Annotated in this window: 20 protein-coding genes; 14 read left to right on the plus strand and 6 right to left on the minus strand. The window is 37.1% G+C overall.

Features of this window, described 5'->3' with window-relative positions; genetic code table 11:
• Nucleotides 1-3 precede the first annotated feature (3 nt).
• Nucleotides 4-825 (minus strand): 3-deoxy-8-phosphooctulonate synthase, encoded by an 822-nt coding sequence (kdsA, locus tag ACKWCD_RS12645; protein WP_413984324.1) that lies wholly within the window; start codon nucleotides 823-825, stop codon nucleotides 4-6.
• 72 nt (nucleotides 826-897) lie between these two features.
• Here kdsA and ACKWCD_RS12650 point away from each other — a divergent pair, with 72 nt between their 5' ends.
• The 5 genes from ACKWCD_RS12650 (at nucleotide 898) to typA (ending at nucleotide 5,278) form a co-directional block, all read left to right on the plus strand.
• A complete protein-coding gene (locus tag ACKWCD_RS12650; RefSeq protein WP_413984325.1) occupies nucleotides 898-1,494 on the plus strand; it encodes a hypothetical protein in 597 nt (198 codons plus the stop codon).
• Nucleotides 1,495-1,594: 100 nt separating this feature from the next.
• Complete coding sequence (locus ACKWCD_RS12655) at nucleotides 1,595-2,152, plus strand: hypothetical protein (protein ID WP_413984326.1); 558 nt, start codon at nucleotides 1,595-1,597, stop codon at nucleotides 2,150-2,152.
• A gap of 76 nt (nucleotides 2,153-2,228) precedes the next feature.
• Nucleotides 2,229-2,771, plus strand: coding sequence for a hypothetical protein (locus tag ACKWCD_RS12660; RefSeq protein WP_413984327.1), 543 nt, complete (start codon nucleotides 2,229-2,231; stop codon nucleotides 2,769-2,771).
• 56 nt (nucleotides 2,772-2,827) lie between these two features.
• The gene (locus tag ACKWCD_RS12665; protein ID WP_413984328.1) at nucleotides 2,828-3,361 is read left to right on the plus strand and encodes a hypothetical protein; all 534 of its coding nucleotides are present in this window, start codon (nucleotides 2,828-2,830) and stop codon (nucleotides 3,359-3,361) included.
• A gap of 117 nt (nucleotides 3,362-3,478) precedes the next feature.
• The gene (gene typA, locus ACKWCD_RS12670; protein WP_413984329.1) at nucleotides 3,479-5,278 is read left to right on the plus strand and encodes a translational GTPase TypA; all 1,800 of its coding nucleotides are present in this window, start codon (nucleotides 3,479-3,481) and stop codon (nucleotides 5,276-5,278) included.
• Nucleotides 5,279-5,361: 83 nt separating this feature from the next.
• On the opposite strand, the gene ppgK is transcribed toward typA, so the two are convergent.
• From ppgK to ACKWCD_RS12690, 4 genes are all read right to left on the minus strand, one after another.
• Nucleotides 5,362-6,096, minus strand: coding sequence for a polyphosphate--glucose phosphotransferase (ppgK, locus tag ACKWCD_RS12675; protein ID WP_413984330.1), 735 nt, complete (start codon nucleotides 6,094-6,096; stop codon nucleotides 5,362-5,364).
• Nucleotides 6,097-6,180: 84 nt separating this feature from the next.
• Nucleotides 6,181-6,864 carry a hypothetical protein gene (locus tag ACKWCD_RS12680; RefSeq protein ID WP_413984331.1) on the minus strand — a complete coding sequence of 228 codons (684 nt, stop codon included), beginning with the start codon at nucleotides 6,862-6,864 and terminating at the stop codon, nucleotides 6,181-6,183.
• Nucleotides 6,865-6,870: 6 nt separating this feature from the next.
• The gene (locus tag ACKWCD_RS12685) at nucleotides 6,871-7,722 is read right to left on the minus strand and encodes an endonuclease/exonuclease/phosphatase family protein (protein WP_413984332.1); all 852 of its coding nucleotides are present in this window, start codon (nucleotides 7,720-7,722) and stop codon (nucleotides 6,871-6,873) included.
• Between the two features lie 86 nt (nucleotides 7,723-7,808).
• Nucleotides 7,809-8,492, minus strand: coding sequence for a cell division ATP-binding protein FtsE (locus tag ACKWCD_RS12690; RefSeq protein ID WP_413984475.1), 684 nt, complete (start codon nucleotides 8,490-8,492; stop codon nucleotides 7,809-7,811).
• A 207-nt stretch (nucleotides 8,493-8,699) separates the two neighbouring features.
• On the opposite strand from ACKWCD_RS12690, the gene ACKWCD_RS12695 reads away from it, so the two are divergent.
• The 8 genes from ACKWCD_RS12695 to ACKWCD_RS12730 all read left to right on the plus strand — a co-directional run bounded on the left by ACKWCD_RS12695 (nucleotide 8,700) and on the right by ACKWCD_RS12730 (nucleotide 20,778).
• Nucleotides 8,700-11,723, plus strand: a complete 3,024-nt coding sequence (locus ACKWCD_RS12695) for a tetratricopeptide repeat protein (protein WP_413984333.1) — start codon at nucleotides 8,700-8,702, stop codon at nucleotides 11,721-11,723.
• Nucleotides 11,724-11,741: 18 nt separating this feature from the next.
• The gene (locus tag ACKWCD_RS12700) at nucleotides 11,742-13,526 is read left to right on the plus strand and encodes a TonB-dependent receptor (RefSeq protein WP_413984334.1); all 1,785 of its coding nucleotides are present in this window, start codon (nucleotides 11,742-11,744) and stop codon (nucleotides 13,524-13,526) included.
• Nucleotides 13,527-13,712: 186 nt separating this feature from the next.
• Nucleotides 13,713-15,146, plus strand: coding sequence for a hypothetical protein (locus ACKWCD_RS12705; RefSeq protein ID WP_413984335.1), 1,434 nt, complete (start codon nucleotides 13,713-13,715; stop codon nucleotides 15,144-15,146).
• Nucleotides 15,147-15,269: 123 nt separating this feature from the next.
• Nucleotides 15,270-16,388 carry an OmpA family protein gene (locus ACKWCD_RS12710; RefSeq protein WP_413984336.1) on the plus strand — a complete coding sequence of 373 codons (1,119 nt, stop codon included), beginning with the start codon at nucleotides 15,270-15,272 and terminating at the stop codon, nucleotides 16,386-16,388.
• A 134-nt stretch (nucleotides 16,389-16,522) separates the two neighbouring features.
• A complete protein-coding gene (locus tag ACKWCD_RS12715; RefSeq protein WP_413984337.1) occupies nucleotides 16,523-17,653 on the plus strand; it encodes an OmpA family protein in 1,131 nt (376 codons plus the stop codon).
• Nucleotides 17,654-17,791: 138 nt separating this feature from the next.
• On the plus strand, nucleotides 17,792-17,983 hold the full coding sequence (locus ACKWCD_RS12720) for a cold-shock protein (protein ID WP_413984338.1): 192 nt from the start codon (nucleotides 17,792-17,794) through the stop codon (nucleotides 17,981-17,983).
• Nucleotides 17,984-18,163: 180 nt separating this feature from the next.
• Nucleotides 18,164-18,925 (plus strand): NYN domain-containing protein, encoded by a 762-nt coding sequence (locus ACKWCD_RS12725; protein ID WP_413984339.1) that lies wholly within the window; start codon nucleotides 18,164-18,166, stop codon nucleotides 18,923-18,925.
• A gap of 41 nt (nucleotides 18,926-18,966) precedes the next feature.
• On the plus strand, nucleotides 18,967-20,778 hold the full coding sequence (locus ACKWCD_RS12730) for a DUF885 domain-containing protein (protein ID WP_413984340.1): 1,812 nt from the start codon (nucleotides 18,967-18,969) through the stop codon (nucleotides 20,776-20,778).
• 18 nt (nucleotides 20,779-20,796) lie between these two features.
• Here the strand turns inward: ACKWCD_RS12730 and mqo are convergent, their stop codons facing one another.
• The gene (gene mqo / locus ACKWCD_RS12735) at nucleotides 20,797-22,281 is read right to left on the minus strand and encodes a malate dehydrogenase (quinone) (protein ID WP_413984341.1); all 1,485 of its coding nucleotides are present in this window, start codon (nucleotides 22,279-22,281) and stop codon (nucleotides 20,797-20,799) included.
• Between the two features lie 219 nt (nucleotides 22,282-22,500).
• Here mqo and ACKWCD_RS12740 point away from each other — a divergent pair, with 219 nt between their 5' ends.
• Nucleotides 22,501-22,920: a hypothetical protein gene (locus ACKWCD_RS12740; RefSeq protein ID WP_413984342.1), complete on the plus strand. Its 420-nt coding sequence runs from the start codon at nucleotides 22,501-22,503 to the stop codon at nucleotides 22,918-22,920.
• The last annotated feature ends 28 nt before the right edge of the window (nucleotides 22,921-22,948 follow it).

Consider the following 22,948-nt stretch of genomic DNA (forward strand, 5'->3'; position numbering starts at 1 on the left):
AAGTTACTGTAATGAATTAACGGTTTTCCTCAAAACCACCAAATTGGTCAGCAATTGCTCTAAATGGTCTAAATGCAACATATTAGCACCATCACTTTTCGCTATTGACGGATCAAAATGTGTTTCCATAAAGAGCCCGTCAACACCAGTTGCAATTCCAGCTCTAGAAATGGTTTCAATCATATCTGGTCGTCCTCCGGTTACTCCTGAAGATTGATTGGGCTGTTGAAGGGAATGGGTTACGTCCAAAACAACTGGAGCATATTCTTTCATAGTCGGAATCCCTCTAAAATCAACAACCATATCTTGATATCCGAACATGGTACCGCGGTCGGTAATCCAAACCTTTTCATTGCCTGAATCTGTAACTTTTTTAACTGCGTGTTGCATACTTTCAGGACTCATAAATTGTCCCTTTTTCAGATTAACTACTTTTCCGGTTTTGGCAGCAGCAACTACCAAATCCGTTTGACGGACTAAAAATGCAGGAATTTGAAGCACATCAACATACTCAGCAGCTTTTGCAGCATCCGAAACTTCGTGAATATCGGTAACCGTTGGAACTTCAAAAGTCTCGGATACTTTTCTAAGGATTTTCAAGGCTTTTTCATCACCAATTCCCGTAAAAGAATCCACACGACTTCGGTTTGCTTTTTTAAAACTTCCCTTAAAAACATATGGAATTTCAAGTTTATCCGTAATACAAACTATCTTCTCTGCAATACGTAAGGCCATATCTTCACCCTCAATAGCGCAGGGGCCTGAGAGTAGAAAAAAGTTATTGCTGTCGGTATGCTTTATCCGTGGGATAAGTGATAGATTCATATCTTAAAGTTTGCACAAAGATACTTAATAACTCTAGTATACTTTTTAGATTTAGAAATCAAAACAGCTATCATGATTAGAATACTGATTCTTAACATCATTTTTTTTCTTTTTGTAGTTTATAATGCTCTAGGGCAAAGAATAACAGAAACCAACTCGGGCAATACCTTCGCATTGATAAATCTCGAACGACACCAATTTAAATTTAATTTGCTTAGTCCGGGTTTTACGTATGAATTCGGAATTTTCAAAAATGTAAGTGCGTCAGGAGGCCTAGTTCTAGGTTATGCTACCTACGAAGAAGGATATGCTGTAGGCTTAACCCTGCATACCCGCGTACGATACTATCATAATCTAAATAGAAGGGTTTCTAAAGATAAAAACGTTTCTGGCAATTCAGGAAATTACATCGGCGCAGCTCGTAGTGTTTTTTTCGCTCCGCTTCGATTGGCTACTAATATTGAGGGTCCTAGTGATTTTAATTTAGGATTTTATGGTCTCACTTACGGGTTACAACGCACCTATGAAAATGGATTTAACTTCAATGCAGAATTGGGTGCTGGATACTATCTCGGTGATGGTGTTTTAAGTGGGTACGGTCCTCTTTTCAATTTTAACTTTGGATGGGTGGCAACAAAACGAAAGTCTCGTAAACCTACTTTTGATTGATTTAATCGCATTGATTGTACAATTGACTGTAAGATTTACGTTAGAATGAGACAAAGTATGAACTAGTTTGTAAAATGAATTGATCCCAAATCAATCTACTATGCAAAGAATCATTCTTATGGTACTGCTTTTTAGCTGTATGTTGGCTTCCGCTCAATTTGGAAAGAACTGCGAACTTCGACAGTTCAAGGTAAACATTTTGAACCCGGGGGTGGAGTACGAGATGGCGTTAGGCACCAATACAACCTTAGATTTCAAAGCCGGGTTACAGTTTGCCTTAGACCCTTTGGTCTCAAATATTTACGAGGAAGTTGCTTTTTTACCTGCTGTTGCGGGACAATACCGTTATTACTACAACTTCGAAAAACGGCAACGAAATCGGAAACAGATTTATGGGAATTCTGCAAATTATGTAGCACCATCGGTTGCGGCTTTCTTTCCAGGTTCTCGAACGGTAAATAATGAAGTAGGAAAAGGTGCTTTCGGCTACGCCGGATTGGTAACAGGATTACAACGCAGCTACAATTCAGGAATCAATTTCTCCGTCGATATCGGAGCAGCATATTATCTAGGTCAGTTTAATGGCCAAATCTTACCTGTCGCAAATTTAAGTATCGGTTGGATTATCAGCGAAAAACGTTGGTGTGTTGGGAAGTAAGATATTTCTTCATTTTAAAACTATTTTGGCGCAATCTTTGTTGGTGAAAGTGAAATGATTCTAAAACTAACCAACTATGAAAAAATGCGCTTTTCTTTTCTCAGTATTTTGTTTTTCAATCCTCAACGCTCAAATTAATAAGAATGTGGAGCTGGGCCTATTTAAAGTTAATGCTCTAACACCTGGTGTTTCATACGAACTAGGCGCTGGCAAGAATTCTACTTTTAACTTCGAAGTATCTGTTATTCCCATTGCTAGAGCCGATAGCGGAGGGGACTTCGATTGGGTTTTATTTCCTGCATTGGGTGCAGAATTTCGATATTTTACAAACATGAATCGTAGAGTTCAAAAGGGAAAAAATATTTCTGGAAATAGTGGAAACTATGTTTCATTCTTAAACCAGGTGTTTGTAACAACTCCAATAATAGGCAATATTGAATATGATGAGCCAGTAGCTTATTTGGGTGCTTTTGTTTATGGTTTACAACGCACCTATGGCAAAGGCTTTTATTTTGGTGCCGCCGTTGGTCCCGCTTTCTTTACGGGAGATAATGATCCCACCGCAACTCTATATCTAGATGCTCGTCTAGGCTGGGTTATAGGAGGTCGTAAGCGATAAATACTTTTCGATACCTGAAATTTACCTTTCAGCTTGCTAAATTAAACTAACCAACTATGAAAAAATGTGCCTTTCTTTTCTCAGTACTTTGTTTTTCCATCCTAAATGCTCAAACCGATAAGAATGTTGAAGAACATCAAGTACAAATAGGTCTTCCCATGCCAGCTATTCTTTATGAAAAGGGTATTAGCAATAATTCTACATTAAGTCTTGAAGCTGTAACCGGCTTTGAATTGAGGGGATGTACGGGTTGCGAAACGCAATACGGAATTCGTGCTATTCTAAGAGGTCAATATCGATACTATTATAATTTGGAGCGCAGAATTACAAAGGGAAAAAACATCAGTGGAAACACGGGCAATTATGTTGGTGGACTTATGTTAGTTCAGTTCGGTAACCCCATTATTGGTGATATTCAAAGACCTGATATATTTGGTGTAGGTCCTGTTTATGGTATTCAACGTACCTATAGAAGAGGATTTTTCTATAGACTTGAAGGTGGGGTAGCCTATTTAGAAGACGGCTTTGGTTCAGGAGTTGGATTAATTTTAGCGGCTAGAATCGGTTGGGTACTAAGGAAACGACGTTAAAATAACTCCCTCAAAATCAACAACATAAAAATAACACAAGTTTGGCTTCATCAGAGAAAAATAGCAGTATCTTTGCACGCTCAAAATAGCAGGTAGCGCTATTTAAATATAAAAAGTATGTCTACAACAAAGAATATTGCCATTATCGCACACGTTGACCACGGTAAAACCACCTTGGTTGATAAAATTATGTACCATTGTCAATTGTTTCGTGAGAACGAGAACACAGGTGATTTGATTCTTGATAACAATGATTTGGAACGTGAAAGGGGAATCACAATTACCTCCAAAAACGTATCTGTAATTTACAAGGACACAAAAATCAATATTATTGACACCCCTGGTCACGCCGATTTTGGTGGAGAAGTAGAGCGTGTATTGAACATGGCTGATGGCGTTTTATTGTTGGTAGATGCTTTTGAAGGTCCGATGCCACAAACGCGTTTTGTACTGCAAAAGGCTATTGATTTAGGATTGAAACCTTGTGTAGTTATTAATAAAGTGGATAAAGAGAACTGTACTCCTGAAGAAGTGCATGAGAAGGTTTTTGACTTGATGTTCGAATTGGGCGCAGAAGAATGGCAGTTAGATTTCCCTACCGTTTATGGTTCTGCAAAGAACAATTGGATGAGTGAGGATTGGCAGGATGAAACAGAGAATATTGAGCCTTTGTTAGATATGGTAATTGAGCATATTCCAACTTTTGAGCCAACAGAAGGAAATACACAAATGTTAATTACTTCTTTGGATTTCTCATCTTTTACGGGCAGAATTGCAATCGGACGACTAACAAGAGGTAACTTAAAAGAGGGACAACAGATTTCTTTGGTAAAAAGAGATGGTAGTATTGTCAAGTCCAAAATCAAAGAACTTTTTGTCTTTGAAGGTCTTGGGCGTAAAAAAGTTAAAGAAGTAGCTACAGGAGATATATGTGCTTTGGTGGGTGTAGAAGGTTTTGAAATTGGCGATACAGTCGCTGATCTTGAAAGTCCTGAAGGATTGAAAACAATCGCTATTGATGAACCAACAATGAGCATGTTGTTTACGATTAATGATAGTCCGTTTTTTGGACAAGATGGTAAGTTTGTTACATCACGCCATATTAACGAAAGGTTACAACGTGAGTTGGAAAAGAACCTGGCACTTCGCGTAAACGAAACAGATAGCGCTGATAAGTTTTTGGTTTTTGGTCGTGGTGTATTACATCTTTCTGTGTTAATTGAAACGATGCGTCGTGAAGGTTATGAACTTCAGATTGGTCAGCCACAGGTGATTATCAAAGAGATTGACGGAGTGAAATGTGAGCCGGTTGAAGCCTTAACTATTGATTTACCAGAAGAAGTATCTGGTAGAGCGGTAGAAATGGTATCTATCCGTAAAGGAGAAATGACCAGCATGGAAGCCAAGGGTGACCGTATGGTATGTGAGTTCTTAATTCCTTCTAGAGGTATTATCGGTTTGCGTAATCAATTACTGACTGCAACCGCTGGTGAAGCAATTATGGCACACCGCTTCCTTGAATACCAACCTATGAAAGGTGATATTCCACAAAGACAAAATGGTTCTTTGGTTTCTATGGAAAAAGGGAAAGCGATTCCATATTCTATTGATAAACTACAAGATCGCGGAAAGTTTTTTGTTGATCCGGGAGAAGATATTTATGAGGGACAGGTAATTGGTGAGAATTCTCGTGGAGACGACATGACCATCAATATTACAAAAACAAAGAAGCTTTCAAACGTTCGTTCTTCTGGTGCGGATGATAAGGCGAAGATTGTTCCTGCAATTAAGTTTTCTTTGGAAGAAGCCTTAGAATACATTCAGAAAGATGAGTATGTTGAGGTAACTCCAAAGCATTTAAGGCTTCGAAAAATATTCCTAACAGAAGTGGATAGAAAGCGAAATAAGATTGCTTAATATCAAATAGGTTTTATAAAAAATCCCCAAACTGAAGTCCAGTTTGGGGATTTTATTTTTTATAAAATTTAAATTTTGGAATGCTATTGAACCGCAGCTGCTGCAGCTCCAATAATTCCGGCTTGATTCTTCAATTTTGCTGGCATTACCGGCGTATCAATGGTAATGCAATGCTTGTATTCATCGAAGTCTTTTGAGGCCCCACCACCCAGAATTATAAAATCAGGCGCGATAATTAGGTCCACATATTTCAAAAAAGTATTAAAGCGCTTTCCCCACTTTTCATAGGTAAGCCCTTCGCGCTCTTTGGCCGAATCAGCAGCCCAAAGTTCTATTTTTTTATATTTTTTGTAAGGAATTTGTCCCAATTCAAAGTTCGGAATTAGCTTTCCATCAAGAAAAGCCCCACTACCTAAACCTGTACCAATAGTAATCATAATAACCAAACCTTTTTTATCTTTTCCAAGGCCGTAATTCATAGTAGCGAAGCCCGCAGCATCTGCATCATTTACTACAGTTACAGGTAAGCCTGTAGCTTCCTTAAAAAGCTCTTCAACATTTAGGCCCAACCATTTTTTGTGAAGGTTTCCAGGAGATTTACATACTCCGTGTTTGATAACTGTTGGAAAGCCAACTCCTATAGGACCTTTATGATTGAAATGTTTAACGATTTCAGAAACCACTCTAGCCATGTCTTTGGGCTTTCTTCCTTCGGGAGTTGGTATTCTGTGTCGCTTGGTCAACATTTCTCCTGTTATGGAGTTCACTAAAGCACCTTTAATTCCAGATCCTCCGATATCAATTCCTAATACTTCCATGTACGATTCTATGGTTCGCGAACAAAAATAGCAAAAAACTTTGGCTAGTGCTGTGGCTATTTGTAAAGCTTCAAAAACCTTACTTTAAGTGAATAAACCTTTGATATCTTCCATAGCTTCTCCTTTTATAAACCAAGATATTCCGAATGGAATTACAGCTAAAGTTTCTAGAAAGAAAACGTCATAAGCAGTTACTTGAAAGTCTTCATTGAAGAAGTCAATAATTACTAATGTCAACAAAAGAGCAATGGCAAACCAAACTAAATTTCCACACCACTTATAGATTTTGTTATTTACAGTATTTGCTCCTCTGGTGAATTTGTACTTCGACATCCATCCCATTGTGAAGATGAAAATTCCGGCGAATATCAAATGAATTGTATTTTTAAGTTCATTGATATGTCCCAATAATGGATATTTTCCACTAGCACATATTTCATCTACTATTGTGCTACTGCTTTCGAGACAATAGGTAGGAACAAAAACAACAATAAGGGCTGATATACCTCCTATATTAGTGAGAAGGTCGTCACTTATTTTCTCTGTTTCTGTGTCAATTTTATATCCCTTGTAAGAGAGAAGAAATAATCCGAAAGTGGATAATATGATAATGAATATTAATGAAGATAATGGTTGGTAATAATAGTGACTCATTGAAGATAAGAGCATTCCTTCAGAAAAAGGTAATAATGCAGGTAGCGCTATACCTAGTGTTCCAATGAGCTTACGAATGCGATAATCTGATTGTTGTATAGGTTTTGAGGGCATGAGAATTTAAATTTCAAGGGTTAACTTGATGGGTGTATGATCTGAAAAATCTTCGATCCATTTATCTTGCTGTACCACATCATCAAATTTTGCCCAACCACCTACGTCTACAAACCCATTTCCTGAGACCGGTTTAAATTGTAAATGTTTGGCTGCAAATACATGGTCTAAGTCTGTTTGCGGATATGAAGAATCTGAACCATTGTTGAAAGTGGTCGGATGGTTTTTTTCTAAACGAACCATTCCTCTTCGTCTAAAGCGATTGGTAACAATTTCAACTTCGAAAGCACTAGAAATGTCTTTGTCTTTTCCTTCATAATCCATTCCCATAGTATTCATATCACCTAGCACTATAAAATTTGCAAACTCATTTCCGTTTCGTCGGGCGACTTTGTCTAAGGCTCTTTTTAGGCTAAATACCTTTGAAAACATAGCATCTCGTAAACCAAAACCCTCGGGTGATAAAAGGCTCTTGAGGTGACTAAACAATATCGGAATATTTTTTCCGTCGATAGTTATTGTCAATAAAGCACTTGGCCTCAGATATGGATTACTTCGCTTGAATTCATTTCGTTGAGTGAAAAATGCCGTTAAACCATGTTTAACACCCACCAAAATTTGCTGACTTTGCCTGCCTTCTGTTATATTGAAAACGTAATTCGGTAAAATAGAAGTCATCTTAGCATGAACTATTTTACCCTCCACTTCAGATAGAGCAAAAATGTCTGGTGATTCTGAAGCGATAAAATTTGCCACACGTTCAACACGATCTAGGCGGGCTTTTCTGTTGCGTTTGTCCATTCCACCTTTACCGTTGAAATGTTCCACATTCCAAGAAAGAATATTTAGTGTACTCATAAAAGTAGTTTTATGCCTGACAAATCAAAGGTTGTCAGATAATTTATAAAGACTGATGCTCTCCTCTTTATGGACTAATACAATAACTAAACAGCCCTTTGAATTACCTCAAAAACCTTATTTCCGTCACATTTTAATGTTTTAGATGGGTATTTCAAGATTAAGGCATAATCATGAGTGGCCATCAGAATAGTGCGACCGGCTTTATTGATGTCTTGAAGTACTTTCATTACTTCAACACTGGTTTGAGGATCTAAATTTCCCGTCGGTTCATCGGCCAGTATAAGTTCAGGGTCGTTGAGCAAAGCGCGAGCAATTGCAATACGCTGTTGTTCTCCACCTGAAAGTTCATGTGGAAACTTGAAGCCCTTTGTTTTCATACCTACCTTCTCTAGAACATCTTCAATTTGCAGGTCCATTTTGGCTGTATCTTTCCAACCAGTTGCTTTTAAAACGAAGCGTAAATTTTTGTTGATTGTACGGTCAGGAAGGAGCTTAAAATCTTGAAAAACAATACCTAGCTTTCTCCGTAGAAAGGGAATGTCTTTTTCTCGGAGTGTTTTCAAATCAAAGTCAACAATCTTTCCTTCTCCCTTTCTTAAGGGTAAATCACCGTAAAGTGTTTTCATAAAACTACTTTTTCCACTACCTGTCTTACCAATTAGGTAAACAAATTCACCTTTTTTAACATCCAAACTCACATCATTGAGAACCAGACTTTCTTTTTGGAAAATAGAGACTTCATTCAGCTCTAGAATAGTTTCAGGTATTTTTTCGGTAGTATCTTCCACGGCTCTAATATGTAGGTATTGTTCATATAAAAGTAATAAGTTCAAATGGATAACGAATTACCGATGGTCGAAATCTTTCTAATTTTGAGTATTGCTTATAGTTGCCAATCAAGCAACAAACCAATGGGCTAAAATACTTTGGCGCAATAATTGCCGTTATCTAGAATAGAAAATAGTTAGAACACTATGTTTAAAAAGTCAATCACCTTAGTCCCGATTTTTCTAGGGATGGTTTTTTTAGGAATTTCCCAAGAGACCAAAATCTACACCCACGAAGACAAAGATTACCAAGACGCTTTGGCGCTCTACAATAATGAGCAGTACCAGGCGGCGCAGACTATTTTTAGTAAAGTCAAGAAAAGTTCTGATAATTTAGAAACTCAGGCAAATAGCGCTTATTATGAAGCGAATGCCGCAGTTCGACTAAATCAGTTGGGTGCAGATAATCTCATGGAAGATTTTGTGGTGAAATACCCAACTTCTACAAAACGTAATTCTGCTTTTGCTGATGTCGCTGAATACTATTTTAAAACCGGAAAATATCCGTATGCGCTGAAATGGTACAATAAAGTTGATCAAAAAGCACTTTCTCGTGGTGAGATGGATAAGTTCAATTTCAATTATGGGTATTCCCTTTTTGCATCTAAAAAAACAAAAGAAGCAGAGCGTTACTTAAGTAAGGTAACAGATTCTCCGGTATATGCTAGTCAAGCAAAGTACTATTTGGGCTATATCTCTTATCAAGAAGATGATTATGAGGCAGCGAATGAGCGTTTTGATGAGATCACAGATCCTGATATTTTAGAAGAAAAAATGGACTATTACCAAGCTGATATGAATTTCAAGCTTGGAAATTTTGAAAAAGCCATAGCACTTGCTAAAAAACAGATGGCAAAAGGCGATCGGAAAGAGAAATCTGAGCTTAGCAAAATCATAGGAGAGAGTTATTTTAATTTGAAACAGTATGAAAATGCCGCATCGTATTTAGAAGATTATCAAGGGAAACGTGGAAGGTGGAATAATACAGATTATTATTTGTTAGGCTATAGTTATTACAAGCAGGGAGATTTTGCAAACGCCATTCAACAGTTTAATAAGATTATTGGAGGTACAAACAGTGTTTCTCAAAATGCATACTATCATTTAGCAGAATGTTATTTGAAGTTGGATAAGAAACAGGAAGCTTTAAATGCCTTTCGCAATGCTTCTCAAATGGACTTTTCGACAGAAATTCAAAAAGACGCTTATTTGAACTATGCCCGATTGAGTTATGAAATTGGGAATCCTTATGAGCCGGTTCCTGAGGTGATTTCTTCTTATTTAAACCGCTATCCTAACGATAAGAACGCTGCTCAAATGAAAGAGCTTTTGGTAGATTCTTATATCACATCGAAGAACTTTCAAGGCGCAATGGAATTGCTTGAAAAGAATCGTGATTTTGCAAGCAAAACTACGTTTCAGAAAGTTGCCTTTTATAGAGGTGTCGAACAATTTGTAGATACAGATTATTCAGGAGCTTCCGAAAGTTTTGGAAAGTCTCTAGGTAATGCAGAAGATGCTATTTTTAAAGCACGAGCTAGTTATTGGAATGGTGAATCAGAGTACTTACTCAATCGTTTTGATTCAGCTTTGAATCATTTTATGGAATTCCAACGGAATCCGACAGCAAAATCTACAGAGGAGTATAAAGATATCGATTATAGTCTGGCCTATACTTATTTCAAACTACGAGATTATACTAACGCTATTTCTTACTTTACCAATTTTACCAGTTCAGGAACTAGTGATATACAGAAATTGAATGATGGATATTTGCGTTTAGGAGATAGCTATTTCGTGACCAGTAAATACTGGCCAGCTATAGAAACCTATAATAAATCACTCGCCCTTTCAGGACCTGAAAAAGACTATGCCGCTTTTCAAAAAGCATTGAGCTACGGTTTTGTAGGTAGAAATGCCTCAAAAATTGAGGGCTTAGAAAGTTTTGTTTCTAGTTACCCGAGATCAACACTAAAAGATGATGCACTTTTTGAACTTGGGAATACGTATATATCTAGCGGACAAGAAAATAAAGGGCTTCAGACTTATGACAAGTTAATTAGCGGATATCGAGGCAGTTCTTTGGTGCCTCAAGCAATTGTTCGACAAGGCCTGGTGCATTATAATGCCAGTCGGAATGAAGCAGCTCTGGCTAAGTTTAAAACTGTTGTTCGTGATTTTCCAAAAACACAAGAAGCGATTCAGGCAGTAGCTACAGCAAAACTGGTCTATGTCGATATGGGACGTGTGGATGAATATGCTGCTTGGGTACGAGACTTAGACTTTGTCGAGGTTACCGATACAGAATTGGATAATGCTACTTTTGAATCAGCCGATAAACAGAATTTAGAAGGGAAAACCGATGCCGCTATTCGAGGCTACGAAAGTTATATTAGGCAATTCCCCAATGGCCTTCACGCTACCAAAGCAAATTTCAATTTAGCGCAATTGTATTTTGGAAAAAATCAAAAGGGGAAGGCCTTACCTTATTACAAGTATGTCGCCGATCAAGGTGCTAGTGAATATGCAGAACAAGCCTTAACCCGTGTTTGCGAGGTTTATATTGGAAATAAAGATTATTCATCTGCATTATCTTATTTAGAACGTTTGGAGGCACAGGCAGATATTCAGCAAAATAGAACCTTTGCTCAATCGAATTTGATGAAAGGCTATTACGAGCAAAAAAATTATGAAAAGACAATTGCGTATGCTGAAAAAGTATTGGGAACACCTTCCATTGACAATCGCATAAAGAGTGATGCGCAAACAATGATTGCAAGGTCAGCTATAAAGACAAACGATGAACCAAGGGCGAAAGCAGCCTATGCCAAAGTGCTTAATATTGCTTCTGGTTCACTAGCAGCAGAAGCCTTGTATTATGATGCTTACTTCAAAAACCAAGATCAAGATTATGAAGCTTCTAGTGCTTCGGTTCAAAAATTGGCCAAAGACTATTCTAGTTATAAAGAATGGGGTGGAAAAGGTTTGATTATTATGGCGAAGAATTTTTACGCCTTGGGAGATGCCTATCAGGCTACCTATATTTTAGAAAGCGTAACAACGAATTTTAGTCAATACCCTGAGATTGTTGCTGAGGCTAGGGGAGAGCTTTCCATTATCAAAGCCAAGGAGGCGAAAAGTAATTCATCAGTAAACCCAAACGATAACTAGAGAACAAAAGAACACAAAATGCAAAAGCAGATATTCACATTTCTTTTATTAATGGGTTTTGCACAAATTAGCCTTGCTCAGGTAAAAGATTCAACCAATATTGGTACAGAGACGGTTACGGTTACGAAAGCATATACACCAACTATTTCCGATGCTTTTAAGATTAAATCTATTCCGAATATTAACGACTCAATTGCCCTTCAAAAGAAGAAAATCGATTACAGTATATTTTCAGTTCCTGTAGCATCTACTTTTTCGCCTACAAAAGGAACTGCATCCAAAGTTAAGCCAACACCACCGCCTGTTTTGTATAATTCTTATGCTTCGGCAGGAGGGGGTAACCCTGCTAACATAATGGCTAAGTTTTATACGAGTCGAACAATCGATCGTGAGTCAGGTTATACGTTTGGCTTGGAACACAATTCTTCAAGAGCAGATATTAGCGGAGTAGTTTTAGATAACTTCTATTCGAATAGTGAATTGGAAGGTGCCTACAAAAGAAGAGATCGTGATTATGATTGGGGAATTGACCTTGGCTTTAAACATCAATTATACAATTGGTACGGCACACCTGAAGGTCTTTTTAATGACCCTATTCTTGATCCAGATATTAATAGTATAGATGCTCGTCAAAATTACTTTATGGGCGAAGTTGGTGCGCATATCAACCTTGAGGATTCCTATTTTAAAAGTGCAGAAATCAAATACAGACGTTTTTGGGATGTTATAAAATCAGGAGAAAATCGTGTAGTTTTTATTCCAGAATTTGAATTCCCAGTTGCTGATGAAACTTTTGGAATCAAATTTAAAGTGGATTATGTAAATGGAAGTTTTGAAAACGCAAGTCTAAACAATGCAGAGAATCTTCAGGGGATTAATTATAGTAATTTACAAGTAGGGGTAAATCCAACTTTGACCATGTTGCGTGATGATTTGACTCTTAATTTGGGAGTGAATTTGGTATACGGATTAGACGCAGAACGCAGCGACAGCAATTTTTATGTGTATCCTACAGTAACGGCTTCCTATCGCTTATTGGATGATTTAGCAATTGCTTACGGTGGAATTGAAGGTGAATTGGTACAGAACTCCTATTTTGGATTTGTTGAGGAGAATCCGTATGTGTCTCCTACGCTAACTATTGCTCCGACTGATAAACAATATGATGCATATCTTGGCTTGCGCGGACAATTGTTTCCTAGCCTTAGTTATAATGTAAAAGCTTCCTATAAAGCAGAAAATAGAAAGCCTTTATTTAAATTGAATCCACAAAATGATTTCCGAAATGATGAAAAGCAGTATTACTTAGGCAACTCCTTTGAAATTTTCTCCATTGACGGTATTACCCTTGGCGATGATGTGAGAACTTTTGGAATTTTTGGTGAATTGAATATTGATGTCAATAGAAATTTTACTTTAGGAATAAATGCAGAGTACTTCAATTACAGTACCGAAACTGATTTACCAGCTTGGAACTTACCTGATTTAAAGGGTTCATTATTTCTAGATTATCAAATAGGCGAGAAATGGTATGCAGGAGCTAACTTATTTTATGTTGGAGAGCGACAAGATTTTTCAACCACAGTTGTTCAAAATACTCTAAGACAAGATTTTCCGGCCACGATTATTGACCTAGATAGTTATTTTGATGCCAATGCTCATATCGGCTATCGTATTACAGATCAGCTTTCCGTTTTTGTAAGAGGCTCAAATTTAGCCAACAACAACTACCAGCGCTGGGCCAACTTTAGAGTACAAGGCTTGCAGGTTTTAGGCGGAGCTACTTATAAGTTTGATTTTTAATTTTTATTTCTTCACAATAAATTCAGTTCAATTAGGGTTTTTAATTCATCAATTGTTTTATAGTCCAGAGGCTGATTCGTGCGACTAATGCGTATACATTGCCGTTAGTCGAAAAATAGAATTGTTTTGATGTAAATGAGATTTATCAGCCTTAACTTTAACATGCTGTAGAAGAAAATTATTGTTATGCCGAAGCCCGTTTCTAAACTTCTTGGAGTATCCTCTTTACTGTTCATTTTTATCTCTCTCATAATTTTTTCGTGTAAATCAGATGATACAAGTGATAACCCGGTGGTGATATTGGATTCGGATGGAGATGGAATACTTGATGAACAAGAGGTGATTAATGGTACAAATAAGAACAATGCTTGCGACCCTTTACAGCCTTCTGGATATACCGGTTTTGATAATACAAGTTCCGTCTGGTTGGCTAGTGACTGTGATAAAGATGGTATCACAAATGGTGATGAGCTTTCCGCTTCTACTGACCCCTATGTTGATCAAATTACCGATACTGATGGTGATGGTATTGTCAATAGTGCTGAAATTTTAGCTGGCACAAATGTTAATGACCCTTGTGATCCAAAACAAGAAGCTGGTTATATAGGTTTTGATGTTTCAAGTACTTTATGGTCAAATTCAGATTGTGATTTAGATGGTTTTTTGAATGGTGAAGAAATAGTTAATTCGACTGATCCTTATGTTGATGATACCGTTTACCCCACGGCAGAGTTTCTTCCTAAACTTTCAGATTTAAATTTGTTCAAAGGTGATGTAGCTAATTTAGAATTCAATAGTACAGTTCATGAATACAATTTAGCAACTCCTTTATATTCGGATTACTCTTATAAATTACGATCCATATCGCTCCCTCAGGATGCAAAAATGACCTACAACGGTGAAGGCCTTCTTGAGTTTCCTGATAATACCATTATTACAAAAACTTTCTATTATCTGAATGATGAACGCGACCCATCCGCAGGAAGAAAACGTATCGAAACTAGACTTTTGATTAAAAAAGCGGGAGTTTGGCAATTTGGCAATTACCTTTGGAATACTGAACAAGACGACGCAATTCTAAGTTTAGAAGGCCCAACCGTTCCTGTAGATTGGATCGATACAACGGGTGCAAACCGTTCTGTGAATTATCAAGTGCCCATTATGCTCAATTGTATACAATGCCATAATAGCAATGGAGTTACTAACCCAATCGGACCAAAGGCTAGAAATTTGAATTTTGTTCAGGATGGAATCAATTCCCTTCAAAAATTTATGGATAAAGGACTTTTAGAGGGAGCACCGAACATTTCAGAAATTGAAAAGCTTCCCGTCTGGTCTGACCTTTCTTTTAGTGTCTCAGAAAGAGCAAGAGCTTATATGGATGTGAATTGTGCACATTGCCATCAACCTGGCGGATTCCATGATTCAAGTATAGGTGTTCGTCCCGATCTAAGATATGAAACTAGCTTTCCTGATAGTAATATTGAACCATTTAAGGCAGATATTCGAAACCGTGTAAACACCGACCCGGCCTTCGGTCCTTCAATGCCATTGATTGGAGTAACTATAAAACATACTGAAGGAGTTCAATTAATTCATGACTATATAGATTCTCTTTAACAAATTAACTTTCAATTGATTCTTTAATTGCTTGTGCCGTTCATCGAGAAAACACACTTTTTTTAACCAAATCACGTTATCACCTCAAATAAAGTAGGTTAAATCTTACAAATTATTTATGTGATGCTGCTGAAGTTGGTAAAAATCTGCTATAACTATACCTTGTTCGTTCTTCTTTTATTAGGATGTCAAGTGACAATAGGTCAGAATTTGGTAATGAACCCTAGTTTTGAAGATTTTGTTCAATGCCCTCAAGAATATGGTACTTTTCAAGAGGATGTTTTATTTTGGACTAAGCCAACTTTCGGAAGTACAGATTACTTTAACAGTTGTAGTTCAACGATGACGGTGGACCGGAATTTTACTGGTTTTCAAGCTGCTTTTCATGGAAAGGCCTACGCAGGTATATATGCTTACGGACCTAAAGATTATCGAGAATACATTCAAGGAGAGTTAAAGCAAAGACTTGAAAAAGGTAGGAATTATATTGTGTCTGCGATGGTAAGTCTATCCGAAAAATCGGAGTACGCAATTGACGAGCTTGGTTTTCTATTTACGGGTCAAGAAGTGGATTTACATACCAAAAGGAACATTCCTCATAGTCTTATGGTTCGAGAAGGTATTTCGCATTATTCAGGAGTAATAAAACGTAGTTTTTTTAGTGATAAAAAATATTGGATAGAAATCGAAGGGGAATATACTGCTGATGGTACAGAACGGTATATAACATTCGGAAATTTTAAGGGAAATAGAATGACTCGAACAAATTCCACCGGGCCAAATCTTAAGAAAGCTGCCTATTATTATATCGATATGATTTCGGTTGAAGAGGCTAATAAACCTTTCAATTTTGATGAAATTTATGTTTTTGAAGGATTGAATTTTGATGTAGATGGATTTAAAATCGAGGGAGAGGTAGTCACTTATTTACAACCCTTAATTAAGTATTTAAAAGAGAACCCTCAAGTAAACATTGTGATTTATGGACATACAGATAATATTGGCGATAGAGAGTACAACAAGGCTTTATCAGAAAGAAGAGCAAAGACCTTAGGTTTGTTTTTGGTAGACAATGGCCTGTCTCCTTTTCGAATTGCTTGGCAAGGTTTTGGAGACGGAAAACCTGTTGTAACCAATGACACTGAACAAGGGCGCGAACAAAATAGACGAGTTGAGTTCATTATCTCAAAAAAGAAAAGAGAGTTTTATGCTTCAGGTCTCTTTGAAGATGAAGACAACTAGTAAAACCCTTTAAAAGGACGAACAATTAGGAGTTTTTCAACCAAAAACATTTACTTCTTATCGAACCGATATACCCTTAACACCTTTTCTGGGATTTAATTTGCTATTTTTGAGGTAGTTATAACCTTGTCCCAGTGTATTCTAAAATTTTAAAGCGATTGACTTTACTTGCCTGTATTCTTTTTACAGGAGTAGCTCTATCTCAAAACTTAGTCAAGAATCCAAGTTTTGAAGAATTCGTTAATTGTCCAAAACGTTTGGGCAATTTTAACGTAGATGTAACAAACTGGTCAACACCCACCGAAGGGTCAACAGATTATTTTAATGGATGTAGCCAAGATATGGGTACACCTAAAAACTTCAATGGTACCCAACTAGCCGATTTTGGAGAAGGTTATGCAGGTTTGTATTTATATGCTCCTGATGATTATCGTGAGTATCTGCAAGCTGAATTATCAGATCAATTGGTAAAAGGTAAAAAATATCAGGTCTCTTTTTATGTTAGTCTTGCAGAAAGATCCGATTTCGCTATTAAGGAATTTGGTGTCTTGTTTTCCAAGGATAAGATGCAAGTAGCTGGAAGAAAAGAGCTTTCAAAGAAAAAGAGGTACCAGCAAAAGGGAAATGATTATAATTTCATGGAAATCGGATATAGTAATTTCTACTCCGATACTAAAGACTGGATTTTGGTGCATACTCAGTTCATAGCTAAGGGAACAGAAAGGTATCTCACAATTGGTAATTTTAAAAGCAACCCAAGAACTAGAATGTTTAAGACCAAGCGTAATGCAAAGCAGGGCGCCTATTATTATGTCGACCTAGTGCTGGTTGAGCCGCTTTCTAAAATTAAGACTTCACAAAAAAATATTACCGATTTTAGCTCAACTGATGAGATGTATAGCCTAGATAAAACGCATGTTTTTGAAAATCTTTTATTTGATTTCGATAAGTTCAAGCTTCAGGAAGCATCAAAAAAAGAAATGTTAGCACTTTATAAGCATTTGAGCACCGACTCGACCTTTCATGTTAGTATCTTAGGGCATACAGATAGCGTAGGTTCTGAGGGTTACAACCAAAAATTATCTACTCTGCGGGCTCAAGCGGTCGCCGATTATCTACTAAAACTAGGATTATCTAAAGACCGAATTGTTTCAAAAGGTCTTGGTGGAAAAACCCCTATCGCTACCAATGACAATGAGAATGGTCGTCGCCAGAACAGAAGGGTGGAGTTTGTTATTACCAAAAGGGGGAAGATAAATAAGTAGTTGTCATAGCCTTTTATTGAACACTTAGAATAAAGCTAACTATTTGATTAAAAATAAATTAAGTACAAATTTCTAAGTTGTTACGTATATTGGCACTATCTTTGACTCATATTAAATAATTAATTTAAATTATAAGTAATGAGTAAAGGAACAGTAAAATTCTTCAATGACACTAAAGGTTTTGGTTTTATCACTGAAGAAGGGGTGGACAAAGATCATTTTGTACACGTATCTGGATTGGTAGACGAAATTCGTGAAGGCGATGAAGTTGAATTCGATCTACAAGAAGGTAATAAAGGATTAAATGCAGTAAACGTTAAAGTAATTTAATATATACTTCTTAGTTTTTTAAGACAGAGCCCTGACGATTTAGTCAGGGCTTTTTTTGTGATTTATTGTTTTTGATTTTTGAAAGCTATAAACCCGCAAAAAGTAATTCTTTAAAGATATTTGTTAATAGGTTTAAGGAATATAATATTCTCGTAACTTGCAGAAAACCAACAACAATCCATGGACTTAAATCTAGCAGTACTTATTGATGGCGATAATATTCCCTCGGCATATGTTAAAGAAATGATGGAGGAAATCGCCAAATACGGCAATCCCACTATCAAACGAATTTACGGCGATTGGACTAATCCGCGCCTCAACAAATGGAAGACGGTATTGTTAGAAAATGCAATAACTCCCATACAGCAATACGGCTACACGCAAGGAAAAAATGCAACAGATTCTGCCATGATAATCGATGCGATGGATATACTGTATTCCGGCAAAGTGGATGGGTTTTGCTTAGTAAGCAGTGATAGTGATTTTACAAGGCTAGCTACGCGACTCCGTGAAGCAGGCATGCAGGTCTTTGGTATTGGAGAGAAGAAAACTCCGAATCCTTTTATTGTTGCATGTGATAAGTTCATCTATATAGAAATCTTGAAAAATCAATCGCAAGATGATGCTTCTGATGCCGATGCACATAAATCAAAAGAGAAGACCGAATTTGATAAAATCACATCGAAGCAATTGCGTCTAATTGCCACTACAATTGGTGATTTAGCTGATGACGACGGTTGGGCCTTTTTAGGTGATGTTGGCAGTTTATTACAAAAGAAACAACCGAATTTTGATTCTAGAAATTACGGTTTCCAAAAGCTTACACCACTTTTTCAATCCATTAAGGCAATTGATGTTGAACGACGTCAAGACTCTAGAGGGCATAAAAAATTGGTCTACGTAAAGATGAAAGAACAGAAGCATTCGAGATCTAAGAAATAGTAGGTTCTTTCTATTCATATTTTTTATAAAATTCACATCCTATGAAATTAATCGCAAATTTTATTTTCGCGCTACTCCTTGTAAGTTCCTGCAAGGAAAATTCTGAAGTTGTTGAAACAGAAGTAGCGCCTATTGATCAGGTTTTTGAAACCTATTATGATTTTAAGAAAGCTATTAATCCCATAGAGGCTACCAAGGCCGGATTTAATTCCTACAACGATACTATTGCCAATTATATTTCTGACCATTATCAAGAAGAACTCAAAGAAAAATATAATGAGTTTTTAACCCAACTTGATGCGTATGACGAGAGTATGATGAGCACAGAGCAATGGCTAAGTTTGCGTGTGATGCGCTGGGATTGCTCTATAAAATTAAAAGGTCTTGAGAATGAATTGGTGACCATGGCATCACCGGTTTATGACTTGCCAAGTTTTGAATTAATGCCTTTATTACAAATACAATCGCTTCATTTATATGTCGCTCAATTGGGAAGTGGCGCAAGTTTTCAACCTTTCAAAACGGTTCAAGACTATGAAAATTGGCTCGAGCGTTTGAAAGATTATATGTCGTTTCTAGATACCTGTATCGCAAAGATGGAGGAAGGTATGAGTGAAAAAATAGTCCTTCCAAGAAGCATTGTGCTAAAAATGATTCCGCAGTTACAAGGGTTTATTACTTCTCCCGTTGATGAACATTTATTCACCATACCTATTCAAAATTTCCCCGAAGATTGGAGCGATTCCGACATGGAAATGATAAAGAATCGGTATTACTCTTTTCTCTCTGAGGAATTAATACCAAAATATAAAAAGCTAGATACATTTTTAAAGGAAGTTTATTTGCCTTCCTGCAGAGAATCTTCAGGGTTATCTTCCTTACCGAATGGAAAGGAAACTTATGATTATTTGATCAAATTGCACACAACAACGAATATGACGGCTGATGAAATTCACGAACTAGGTAAAAGTGAAGTGCAACGAATTTTGAGTGAAATGGAAGGTGTTAAAAATGATATTGGTTTTAAGGGAGATTTGAAAGCTTTCTTTAATCATGTCAGATCGAGAAAAGATCAAATGCCTTTCACTAGTCCTGAAGAAGTAATTGCCAACTTCAATGAGATTCAGAAACGAATGGAACTTAAGCTGAAAGACGTATTTGATATAAAACCAAAAGCAGGGTTCGAGGTAAGGCGAACTGAAGCTTTTCGTGAAGCGTCGGCAAGTGCTGAGTATGTGCCTGGTTCAAAAGATGCAAGTCGATCAGGTACGTTCTATGTTCCAATTCCTGATGTGAAAACTTATAACAAATTTGCTGACGAAGCTTTGTTCTTGCACGAAGCGATTCCCGGGCATCATTTTCAACTATCACTTCAGCAAGAAAATAAGAAGCTTCCAGAATTTTTACATCCAGAAAGCATGGGTGTTTTTGTGGAAGGATGGGCGCTTTACGCAGAATCTCTGGGGAAGGAACTAGGACTTTATGAAGATCCCTTTCAATATTTCGGAATGTTGAGCATGGAAATGCATAGGGCGATTCGTTTGGTGGTAGATACAGGAATTCATGCAAAAGGCTGGACACGTGAGAAGGCGATTCAATACTCCCTCGAGAATGAAGCCGAGTCTGAAGACGGTATAATTTCCGAAATTGAGCGCTATATGGCTACTCCAGGTCAGGCATTATCTTATAAAATAGGACAATTAAAAATTCGTGAATTAAGAACTAGAGCCGAAAATGAGCTGGGAGAAGCTTTCGATATCAAAGAATTCCATAATCAAGTATTAAACTCTGGTAGCTTGGCTTTGATCTTGCTTGAGGAGAAAATAGATGCTTGGATTGCTTCCCAAAAGTAATTTGATCTTAGAAGATTTTTATACATCCTCTAATTTCAAAACAGCTGTTGAATATTCCCTCGTTTTTTTGCATAATTCCCCATCTTCAATCAATGATTTTCCATAACAGGGAATCATTTCAGTAAGTTTTGTTTGCCATTCTTGAGATTTAATTTCCTCTGGAAAACATTTTTGCAAGAGATTTAACATAATAGAAACGGCCGTTGAAGCTCCGGGAGAAGCCCCTAATAATGCAGCGAGAGTTTTGTCTTTGCTCGCGACGATTTCGGTTCCGAATTGCAGCTTTCCACCTTCTTCTTTGTCTTTTTTGATAATCTGTACTCGCTGTCCAGCAGTAATCAATTCCCAATCTTCAAATTTTGCTTCTGGATAATATTTTACCAAAGCTTCAAATTTTTCTTCCGGAGATTGCATTACCTGCTCAATCAAATATTTGGTCAATGATATATTATTGATTCCCGCAGAAATCATGGGATAGATATTATGAGCATCTAACGATAAAGGGAGATCTAAATAGGATCCATTTTTTAAGAATTTGGTTGAGAAGCCCGCATAAGGCCCGAATAGCAAAGAACGATTTCCGTTCAACATACGTGTGTCTAAATGAGGGACTGACATTGGAGGAGAACCTTCTTCAGCTTTGCCATATACTTTTGCCTCGTGCCGTAAAATTACATCTGGATTATTGCACTTTAAAAACTGCCCGCTGACCGGAAAACCGCCATAACCTTCTCCTTCTGGAATATCAGATTTTTCAAGAAGTTTTAGCGCACCTCCGCCAGCTCCAATAAAAACAAACTTACTACGAACAGTTTTTTCTTCATCAGTGCCGAGGTCAGTCAGTTCTATTTCCCAAGTGCCATCATCTCTTTTGTCGATATCTTCTACTTGATGGCCCAAATGAACTTCTACATTATCACAACTCTCTAAATATGCGATCATTTTCCGTGTTACAGCCCCAAAATTCACATCTGTACCGATAGGCATTCGAGTGGCGGCGATTTTCTCGTTTGTATTTCTTCCCTCCATCATTAGCTGTACCCATGATTCGATTTCACTAAAGTCTTCAGAATGTTTCATGTCCATAAACATAGGATAGGCGGTAAGGGCATCGTATCGGTTTTTAAGGAAGCGTTGATTGGCTTCGCCAAAAACAAAACTCATATGATCGATATCGTTGATAAAAGGTACATTGGTTTCAACAAGACCTTGCTTTACCAAATAGGCCCAAAACTGCTTTGAGATTTCAAAAGACTCGCTAATGCGTAGAGCTTTTGAAATATCAATGTTACCATTTTCACCTTCTGGAGTATAATTCAATTCACAAAAGGCAGAATGACCGGTGCCCGCATTGTTCCAAGCATCTGAGCTTTCAGCAGCTACCTTATCTAAGCGCTCATAGATTGTGATTTTAGCATTGGGTACTAATTGTTTTATCAATACCCCCAAGGTGGCACTCATGATTCCTGCACCAATTAAGGTAAAGTCTTGTTTGCTGCTCATTTAAATGAATTTTGTTTAACAAATCTAGCAAACCTTTTCTTAGATTTTTCTTGGGTCTATAAATGAAAGCTACAAAAACTTGGCATTGATTTTGTAATATAAGGTTATGATGGTACTGGCCAACTTTAAAAGCTAAACCTGAAAGTTGCGCCTAGCCCCATCAAATTAAATAATTCTTTACATTTACAAAGAGATAGACTAATACCTAAAACAACAAACATGAAAAATTTGACAAAAAAAATAGCTGGTTTTTTACTAATGGCTTTTGCATTGATGTTCGCACCTCAAGAAATAATAGCAAGTTCTGTTAGTAGTGACGTTGAAATAATCGTAAAAGATAATTTAATTGGTGGGTGGGAATATACGGTAGAAGGTGCACCAGAGGGTTATGAAAAAGGCTTTATGATGATTGTTAAACAAGGCGATATGTACAAAGCCCAAATTCAACTTGCAGGAGGAGCTGTTAATGCTGAAAATGTAGTGGTCAAAGGGAACAAGATTACATTTACCGTAAATGTTGAAGGTGAAACCGTGTCAGTTGCCTTAGAAGCAAATGGGAGTAAACTTTCAGGTACAAGTACTTCTCCAAGTAATGGTACAATGAAAATTACCGGAGTAAAAAGTATTTCTCCTGAATAATATTATTAGTACGAACCAAAAATGTCAT

Source organism: Maribacter taeanensis (assembly GCF_047345145.1).
Classification (GTDB): domain Bacteria; phylum Bacteroidota; class Bacteroidia; order Flavobacteriales; family Flavobacteriaceae; genus Maribacter_C.

Excerpts from the sequence above, each read along its gene's own strand:
- kdsA (WP_413984324.1), bottom strand. The coding sequence starts at position 825 with ATGAATCTATCACTTATCCCACGGATAAAGCATACCGACAGCAATAAC.
- ACKWCD_RS12650 (WP_413984325.1), top strand. The coding sequence starts at position 898 with ATGATTAGAATACTGATTCTTAACATCATTTTTTTTCTTTTTGTAGTT.
- ACKWCD_RS12655 (WP_413984326.1), top strand. The coding sequence starts at position 1,595 with ATGCAAAGAATCATTCTTATGGTACTGCTTTTTAGCTGTATGTTGGCT.
- ACKWCD_RS12660 (WP_413984327.1), top strand. The coding sequence starts at position 2,229 with ATGAAAAAATGCGCTTTTCTTTTCTCAGTATTTTGTTTTTCAATCCTC.
- ACKWCD_RS12665 (WP_413984328.1), top strand. The coding sequence starts at position 2,828 with ATGAAAAAATGTGCCTTTCTTTTCTCAGTACTTTGTTTTTCCATCCTA.
- typA (WP_413984329.1), top strand. The coding sequence starts at position 3,479 with ATGTCTACAACAAAGAATATTGCCATTATCGCACACGTTGACCACGGT.
- ppgK (WP_413984330.1), bottom strand. The coding sequence starts at position 6,096 with ATGGAAGTATTAGGAATTGATATCGGAGGATCTGGAATTAAAGGTGCT.
- ACKWCD_RS12680 (WP_413984331.1), bottom strand. The coding sequence starts at position 6,864 with ATGCCCTCAAAACCTATACAACAATCAGATTATCGCATTCGTAAGCTC.
- ACKWCD_RS12685 (WP_413984332.1), bottom strand. The coding sequence starts at position 7,722 with ATGAGTACACTAAATATTCTTTCTTGGAATGTGGAACATTTCAACGGT.
- ACKWCD_RS12695 (WP_413984333.1), top strand. The coding sequence starts at position 8,700 with ATGTTTAAAAAGTCAATCACCTTAGTCCCGATTTTTCTAGGGATGGTT.
- ACKWCD_RS12700 (WP_413984334.1), top strand. The coding sequence starts at position 11,742 with ATGCAAAAGCAGATATTCACATTTCTTTTATTAATGGGTTTTGCACAA.
- ACKWCD_RS12705 (WP_413984335.1), top strand. The coding sequence starts at position 13,713 with ATGCCGAAGCCCGTTTCTAAACTTCTTGGAGTATCCTCTTTACTGTTC.
- ACKWCD_RS12710 (WP_413984336.1), top strand. The coding sequence starts at position 15,270 with ATGCTGCTGAAGTTGGTAAAAATCTGCTATAACTATACCTTGTTCGTT.
- ACKWCD_RS12720 (WP_413984338.1), top strand. The coding sequence starts at position 17,792 with ATGAGTAAAGGAACAGTAAAATTCTTCAATGACACTAAAGGTTTTGGT.
- ACKWCD_RS12725 (WP_413984339.1), top strand. The coding sequence starts at position 18,164 with ATGGACTTAAATCTAGCAGTACTTATTGATGGCGATAATATTCCCTCG.
- ACKWCD_RS12730 (WP_413984340.1), top strand. The coding sequence starts at position 18,967 with ATGAAATTAATCGCAAATTTTATTTTCGCGCTACTCCTTGTAAGTTCC.
- mqo (WP_413984341.1), bottom strand. The coding sequence starts at position 22,281 with ATGAGCAGCAAACAAGACTTTACCTTAATTGGTGCAGGAATCATGAGT.
- ACKWCD_RS12740 (WP_413984342.1), top strand. The coding sequence starts at position 22,501 with ATGAAAAATTTGACAAAAAAAATAGCTGGTTTTTTACTAATGGCTTTT.